6 protein-coding genes are annotated in these 8,014 nt (G+C 48.5%); 5 read left to right on the forward strand and 1 reads right to left on the reverse strand.

Annotation, left to right across the window (positions count from 1 at the left end):
• Nucleotides 1–1,635 precede the first annotated feature (1,635 nt).
• The 4 genes from recO (at nt 1,636) to AC2215_RS12580 (ending at nt 6,586) form a co-directional block, all read left to right on the forward strand.
• On the forward strand, nt 1,636–2,574 hold the full coding sequence (recO, locus tag AC2215_RS12565; RefSeq protein WP_486810348.1) for a DNA repair protein RecO: 939 nt from the start codon (nt 1,636–1,638) through the stop codon (nt 2,572–2,574).
• Nucleotides 2,571–3,947 carry an MFS transporter gene (locus AC2215_RS12570; RefSeq protein ID WP_486810349.1) on the forward strand — a complete coding sequence of 459 codons (1,377 nt, stop codon included), beginning with the start codon at nt 2,571–2,573 and terminating at the stop codon, nt 3,945–3,947. Before recO ends, AC2215_RS12570 begins: the two co-directional genes overlap by 4 nt.
• A gap of 363 nt (nt 3,948–4,310) precedes the next feature.
• On the forward strand, nt 4,311–4,793 hold the full coding sequence (locus tag AC2215_RS12575) for an SET domain-containing protein-lysine N-methyltransferase (RefSeq protein ID WP_486810350.1): 483 nt from the start codon (nt 4,311–4,313) through the stop codon (nt 4,791–4,793).
• 602 nt (nt 4,794–5,395) lie between these two features.
• The gene (locus AC2215_RS12580) at nt 5,396–6,586 is read left to right on the forward strand and encodes a glycosyltransferase family 4 protein (protein WP_486810351.1); all 1,191 of its coding nucleotides are present in this window, start codon (nt 5,396–5,398) and stop codon (nt 6,584–6,586) included.
• Between the two features lie 168 nt (nt 6,587–6,754).
• Here AC2215_RS12580 and AC2215_RS12585 read toward each other — a convergent pair whose 3' ends face one another.
• Nucleotides 6,755–7,249 (reverse strand): ureidoglycolate lyase, encoded by a 495-nt coding sequence (locus AC2215_RS12585; protein WP_486810352.1) that lies wholly within the window; start codon nt 7,247–7,249, stop codon nt 6,755–6,757.
• Between the two features lie 266 nt (nt 7,250–7,515).
• On the opposite strand from AC2215_RS12585, the gene AC2215_RS12590 reads away from it, so the two are divergent.
• Nucleotides 7,516–8,014: hypothetical protein (locus AC2215_RS12590; RefSeq protein WP_486810353.1), on the forward strand; the 499-nt coding region annotated here is incomplete at its 3' end.

The following is an 8,014-nucleotide window of genomic DNA, read 5'->3' on the forward strand; positions in this document are numbered from 1 at the left end:
TTGAGGATGTGCAGATTTGGCAAAAAAATACTGCAGTTTACAAATTCTGCATGGGTGGTTGGTAGAGGCAACCCGAACTGTTTCACTTTAAATATTCGATCTAACGCTAAAAATATGAAAACGAGTACTCGACAGATATTGGAAACGATATTTGGAAACTCGAGCGCTTCAAATATCGAGTGCGGCTTTTTCCGGAGTCAAAGATCTAAAATTATTTTGAGCTTTTAACGTTTACTAAAATCGAGCGAGCCTGCAATCCGTCGATCTGGATTAAACTGTTATTTTTACGTAGATTGAATATCGTTTTAAAATGTAACATCTTTTTCAAGACTTGACGAGCGATCGCCATAACAATTCAACAAAATATAGACCTTTCCGTGTAAACACTTAAAATACATCGGATTGTTCGTACGATCGATAATCAAACATACGGAATTCTAAAAGTAAGTTAAAACGAACAATCAATAAAAACACGGAGGTTTTGCGGTGGCTGAAACGAGCCGCCAAAATCTTCTCAAGAAGCGCCTACCCTCAAACAAGGAAACGACAAAATACAGAACGATCGAACGGGGGTAAGACCCCGACCGATAGAAACCGCTAAGGAGGTTCGATCGAGTTCGAGCTTCACATCCAACGCTCAAACGTCAGAAATAGTCACCGGTATCAAACGAAATTCCTTCATAAATTTCCGATCGCTCGATTTGTAAATCTACCGATGCCCACATCAAGATCTTCGAAGGTCAGTATTCAGATATCAGCCGTCAGGCGTCAGCTAAAAACTCTGATGCAGTTGATAACTTTAACGGGTTCCAAGCTGGAAATTCGAAAATTTTGGCTTTCCCGAAGAGTCTACAGCCGTTCGCGCGCGCGACTCCTTTGGAGTATCGCCGATCGCTGAGGGCACGAATGCTTACATCCGAAGCGAATTCAGATTCACGAAATAATTACCTACCATCATCGGTTTAAGAAAACTGTTTGATTTCATACCGAGATCGATCGATTTAAATATATTCTTGAAAATCACCGTTCGAGCTCGGCGATAAGTTCGATCGAGCTCGTAATCTTTCCTACTTTTCGATAACACTTCGACGATCGGTCGCGCATTAGTGGTATCGTTGCGATTTTCCAGCACAATCGCTTCTCCAGCAACAACCATCACATCGGGATGGGTATAAACTTGATGGTGCGGAATCTACAAGCGTACGTTACCCATGTAGACTGGGTCGGATTGTTTTCGTAGCGCCTGTTTTCAGCCAATTGTGACGTGACTGGCAAGGTCATGATGATTAGGAGTTCCACCAGTCATCGGAATGATTTTGCCATCCATCTATTCACTTTTAGATTCGGCCGCTGTTTCCGACTCTAAATATTTTTCCGGCGTAGATAAACGTTCTTTCGTTTGTGCTAGCATCGATCGCGCCCTCGAAGCATAGCTGTTATCTTTGCTTGGATTATAGCGAGTTCGCACAATACCCCATGCAGACCGTAAAATCGATCGACTAGATGAATTCGCAATTCGCAATTCGCAATTCGCAATTCGGAAACGGGAGAATTGGGGGAACCGGGAGCAAGATGCTCCCACTATAATTACCTTCCGAAGCCCCCAAAGCCCCCGAAACCCCCAAAGCCCCAAAAATGAGCCGCACCTACACCGTCACTGGAATCAACCTCAAAAGTATGCCCTTAGGGGAAAACGATCGCCTTTTAACGATTTTGACCCCAGAGTCTGGATTGGTGCGTGCCGTTGCCCCCGGTTCGCGCAAGCCCAAATCTCGACTCGCCGGACGGAGTGCCCTATTTGTGGTCAACGAGTTATTCTTAGCAAGGGGAAAATCTCTCGATCGCATTACCCAAGCTGAAACCATTACCTCCTATCCCGGTTTAACTCGCAACCTGGGCATTCTCACCGCCAGCCAGTACCTCGCCGAGTTAGTCCTCGTACAAGCCTTAAGCGAACAACCCCAAGCAGAACTGTTCGAGTTACTCAACGAGCATTTGCGCCGCTTAGAAAGCCTCTCAAAACAGGCGAAAGTCACCGAAGTGTTACCCCACCTCACCCACGCCGTGTTTCACCTGCTTGCCTGGGGGGGCATTGCGCCGCAAGTCCACGGCTGCTGCATCACCCAACGTCCCATCATTCCCGAGATCGCTCGATCGAATTGGACGGTTTCCTTTGCCATCGATGCCGGTGGGGTGGTGAGTGAAGCCGTTCAAAATTCAGATACGTACTCAGATACGTACAAAGCCAAACCCCAGTTAAAACCCAAAGGGGAAAATGCCGCCAAAGTCAGAGAAGCCCCAGCCGAATACCGCATTGCCCCCCGTTCCCGCGCGCCTAAATTTGACCTCAACGCCACAGAACTGACAATCTTGCAACGGATGTCGCTGCCCCAACTGCCGACACTCCCAGACGAAATCGCCCATTCCCCAAGTATGGAAGCCGCCTGGATAACCGTCGAACGAGTGTTGCGCCAGTACGCCGAATACCACTTGGGTCGATCGATCCGTTCTGCTACCTTAATGGATAGCTACATTCGATCGAATTCCGTACCCGTCCCCAGCCGTCCGTCATGAAGCAACTCTCCGAGGAAGATTTCCAGACCCCTGACACCAATCGAGATGCGATCGAGACAGCCTCTGCATCCGAAACCGCCACCACGGGATTCGGTCCGGTTTTAAAAAACCGTAACTTCCTAACCCTGTGGGGCGGTCAAGTCTTTTCCCAACTCGCCGATAAAATCTATTTAGTCCTCACCATCGCCATTGTTGCCGCCCGGTTCCAACCGGAGGGTCAAAGTATTAGCGGCTGGGTATCTGCAATTACCATCACTTTCACCATTCCCGCCGTGTTGTTTGGCTTCCTGGCAGGGGTTTTCGTCGATCGATGGCCCAAGAAAGGGGTACTGGCGATTACGAACTTGATGCGGGGAGGGTTGGTGTTGACGCTGCCCCCTCTGCTGTGGTTGTGCGGCACGCAATCGATCGCCGGTTTGCCGGTGGGGTTTGGAGTATTGCTCGTGGTTACTTTCCTCGTTTCCACCCTCACCCAATTTTTCGCCCCAGCCGAACAAGCCGCCATTCCCCTCATCGTCAAACGCCAGCACTTACTCTCGGCGAACTCCCTCTACACGACGACGATGATGGCCGCGGTTATTGTCGGGTTTGCCGTCGGGGAACCGCTACTGGAAGTTGCCGATAATTTGTTTGCCGGGTTGGGATTTGGCAAAGAGTTGGTGGTGGGAGGCAGTTACATCCTGGCCGGGGTGTTGTTGCTGCTGATGCGCGCCCGAGAAACCCTGCACCCCACGGAAAATGCGATCGCCCAATTCGGACAAGATTTGCGAGATGGTTTGGGGTTTCTCAAAACCCAGGCACGAGTTCGCAGCGCCCTGATTCAACTGACGATTTTATTCTGCACCTTCGCGGCCCTGGCGGTTCTTGCGGTTCGCTTGGCAGAGGTGATTCCCAACCTCGATGCCGACCAATTTGGCTTTCTCCTTTCTGCGGCTGGAGTCGGCATGGGGATTGGTGCGGCGGGAGTGGGTTACTTCGGCGCTCGCTTTTCCTACAGCCGACTGAGTGTGGTGGGTTCCGTGGGGATGGCGTTAGCTTTGGTGGGATTGAGTTTTGTCACCGGGCAACTGATACCGGCACTGATACTAATTGCCTTGATGGGAATTTGTGCGGCGATGGTGGGAATTCCCATGCAAACCATTATCCAAGCCGAAACCCCAGAAGCCATGCGTGGAAAAGTGTTTGGCTTGCAAAATAACGCCGTGAATATCGCCTTGAGTTTGCCCCTGGCCGTTGCGGGAATTGCCGAAACCTATTTCGGCCTGCCGGTGGTGTTGCTGGGGTTAGGGGCGATCGTTTTGGCAGGGGGACTCATTACCCAGTTCCTCTCCAAACCCACCTCAACCGACTCTTCTGGAAGAGCGCGTCACTGACGATTGTCGATCTCCTCTCCGACTTGAAGGCTTGTTAATAATACAGGTAAAAAAAACGGTTCGAGTCGTAAATTCTTAAAGATATATCAAACTTTGCAAGGTGATTTGAGAAAGGTTCTATTTTCAGAAATATTTTTCACATCATTTTTGATATGATTAGCGAGCTAAGATAACTGAAGTTTAGACGCGCGTTTCGATTGCAAAGGCTGTAACCCTGACTGGGTAAACATTTTGGTGTTTCCATCCTCTGAGAGATCTTCAAACTCTCAAATCCGATCGGGATAAGGTCGAAGGCTTCGAGTGGTTAAGTTTGTCTAAACTCCAATCAGATGACCATTTCTCATGATTCTCCAATTCAAAAAAATGCAACTCTCTAAAAAAAGAACAAAAGTTGAATCGATTGCGGAAATCCGTGAGTGCGAGAGAACTGGAAATAAATCCCTACACGCAACCATCGAGTTTCTACCCGGACAACTTATTCGTAGGTTTGGAGCCAAAGAAACTCTCACTCGTCCGAACTATTTAACGGTCCAAATTAGCGATCGCCGGCATATTATGCTCGATCCTGAGTTTTTGCAATATATTAATCATAGTTGTAATCCCAACGTGTTTTTTGATACTGCAAACTGGATGGTAACCGCTCTCAGAAAGATTGAAATCGGAGAAGAGTTAACATTCTTTTATCCATCAACAGAATGGTCTATGGACCAACCATTCAACTGTCGCTGTACAAGTCCAAACTGTCTTCACAATATTCGAGGTGCAGCTCACTTACCCTTAAATATTTTGAACCAATATCAACTGTCTCAAAATATAAAAAGAATGTTGAGAAGATCTAATCGATAACCAAAGAGATCGATCGCTATTTTTTCCTTGGGAAACGATATATAAATTTTAGAGATATTTTTAGCATCTATTTACAGCACGAAGCAAGTTTATTGACACGATTGACAAAACAGATATTTTACATTCTCCATTTCCCGTTCGGTCGTTCCGGTGTTCCCCAGGATGAAAAATATGTAACCAAAAGGGTGCGAACGGCGATAGGTACCAATCTGGAAACAAATTCCATTAATAATCACGATGATGAAACGCTCTATGAAGACCGACTAGCGACTCGAGTGAAATACGAGATCGAAAAAACGGGTTAGAAATTAGAGCGACTCAAATTCTATTCCCGTCGATTGCAGATTAGACAGAGATTGTGATGACACGATCTAAAGAATAGGAAAAACAGGGAACTTCGCTTGTCTCTTGTTTGCAGTCGCGATCGACACTTCAAGAACCACCTCCACGACCATTCGATCGCGCCAGCTCGATCTCCGAACGAGATCGAACGGACAAAACAGCCCCGGGTTCCCAAACAGTTCCCTAGCGAGTTGGCAGATAACCTGGTATATTTCCGGTGCGGGCTATTAAATCAACTTAAATTAAAATTCTGAATTTGAATGCACATTGCTTGGCTGGGAAAAAAATCACCCTTTTGTGGCAACGTGACTTACTCTCGGGAAGTAACCAACGCTTTGCTCGAACGGGGATACCAGGTTAGTTTTTTCCATTTCGCTCAAGAATCGCGATCGGAGACATTTGTACCTCCGCAACGGTGGAGAGCTAGCCCGACGTTGGAGTCGGAAAACTGGCACTGTCAGGACGTTCCCCTCCCCTGTCTCTATAAATCCACTATTTATACCATTCCCACCCTCAAATCAAGTAAAGTCCTCGCTCAATCTCTGCGCCGCCTCAAACCTGATGTCGTCCACGCTTCTTTAACCCTCTCGCCGTTGGATTTCGTCCTGCCGGAAATTTGCGAGGAACTGGGAATTCCTTTGGTGGCCACGTTTCATCCCCCGTTCGATCGCCGGCGACTTTCTCTAACATCGGGAACCCAGCACCTCACCTATCAGGTTCATGCCCCCTGTCTGGCTCGCTACGATCGCACCATCGTCTTTTCGCAAATTCAGCGGGATTTACTCGTTCGTTTGGGGGTTCCCCAAAGTCGCGTGGCGGTGATTCCCAACGGAGTAGACGCGCTAAAATATGCCCCCGGCGCATCAAGTTTGAAAGCAGAACTGAATGCCGATCGTATTTTCGTCTATCAAGGTCGGATTGCGATCGAGAAAAACGTCGAAGCCCTACTCAAGGCTTGGAAGCATTCGCGCATGGGCGAATCGAGCAAATTACTGGTGGTCGGAGATGGTCCGCTCGCTCCTTCTCTGATGGCGTCCTATGGCGGAGAATACGGCATCCTCTGGCTGGGGTTTATCGGCGACGAACAGCAACGAATTAATATTCTCCGAGGGTCGGATGTGTTTATTTTGCCCTCCTCCGTGGAAGGTTTATCTCTGTCTCTGCTCGAAGGAATGGCCTGCGGGTTAGCCTGTTTGGCAACGGATGTGGGGGCGGATGGGGAAGTGGTCGCCGATGGTGCGGGAGTGGTGCTCGATCCCCAACATGTCACCTCCCAGCTACAGACGCTGTTACCTCTGTTTCGCGACCATCCCGAGTTAACGAACTTGCTGGGATATAAAGCCCGCGATCGCGTCTTGGAACGCTATACCCTCGATAAGAATATTACCCAACTCGAACGCTTGTACGATCGGGTGTTGCAACAGCGTCGAGTCCTGACGGTGAAGAAGTAAGGGGTGTGGGGTGTATTTAATTAACAATTAATAATTAACAATTAATAACGGCTTGTGCAACTGTTTCTGAAGTATTGAATTTACGTTGCTCGATCGACTCGGAATTTAAACAATCCAGTCAATCGGTACGAAATATCGAGGGTTTTAGACTTAAAGTTGCACACCGCGTTAATAATTAATCTCAAATGCGAGATCGTCGCGCGTGGAAAAACAATAGGTAAAATGGTCGGTAATATTCGTATCGCTGAGTTCTAAATTGTAAAAGTCGATCGACTCTGCATCGAAATACGGCCCCGCGTGCCAGGTTCCCATTTCCAACTTAATAAAACAATTCCCCGGAATGCGAAATGCGATTAATCGATCGAGATCCGGTTGGTTTCCCATACTCGGTGGTGCAACGGCGATCGACCACTCTTTACCTTCGAGGGAACCCAAACATTGAGTACAGCGAACGTGGCGGGTGATGCGATCGAACTTGCGACCCCGATGAGTCAAACGCATAATGTAAAAACGCGGCGTACCCTCATCGAGACGCAATCGAGCATCGGTTTCATCGAAGAGTTTGCCATCGGCAGAGGGCAAAATCACTTGACCGTAGGGACTAAAGTTTTCGGGAGTCACCCAACTTGCTTTGAGTTGTCTTACCGTTGTCGCTTGACTCACTCTCTCCAATTGCCCCTACACGCTCGATACTAGAGTCTATTTTAGCCCTCGATCGGTTTGGAAAGCTCGGGCGATCGGGAGATGGGAAACTGTAGGGAAGATACATTGGAACGATCGATCGTCAGTGACATCACACCTCATTTAAGGTATCCAAATGCCATACTGGCATAGCTGCGAAGCACTCCTTCCGAGAAGACAAGGAGATGGGGCGAAAAAATCCCAGTCTTCGTTGTCAATTGTCAATTTCAATTGTCCATTTCCGTCAAATGACCTCACCCCTAAACTCCCTCTCCTCTCAACTCGTTCGTCGGTGGAAACATATCGATCCGCCAGGGTTGTGGTTGAGTGTATTTTCTGGTTCGGCGATCGTGCATTTGCTCGTTTTGGGGGTCACGTCTCGAATGGCGATCGAATCGACTGCCACAAATCCCGATCTCGTCCCAGTCGATTTGGTGGAACTACCTCTAGAGAATCCCGCAGTCACGCCCATACAACCCACTCCCACACCACCCACACCACCCACGCCACCGACTCCCACTCCCATACCCAATCCAACACCATCTACTCCAAATCCCTCCTCTGTTTTTCCTTCGGGAAATTTATCGAACAACCCTCCCACATCGGAACCGATCCCAGAACCGACCCCAGAACCGACACCGCAACCAATTCCAGAACCGACACCGCAACCAATTCCAGAACCGACCCCAGAACTAACACCGCAACCCACTCCGCCCCCAGAACCGACCCCGCAACCAACACCGCAAC

Source organism: Zarconia sp. (assembly GCF_057467645.1).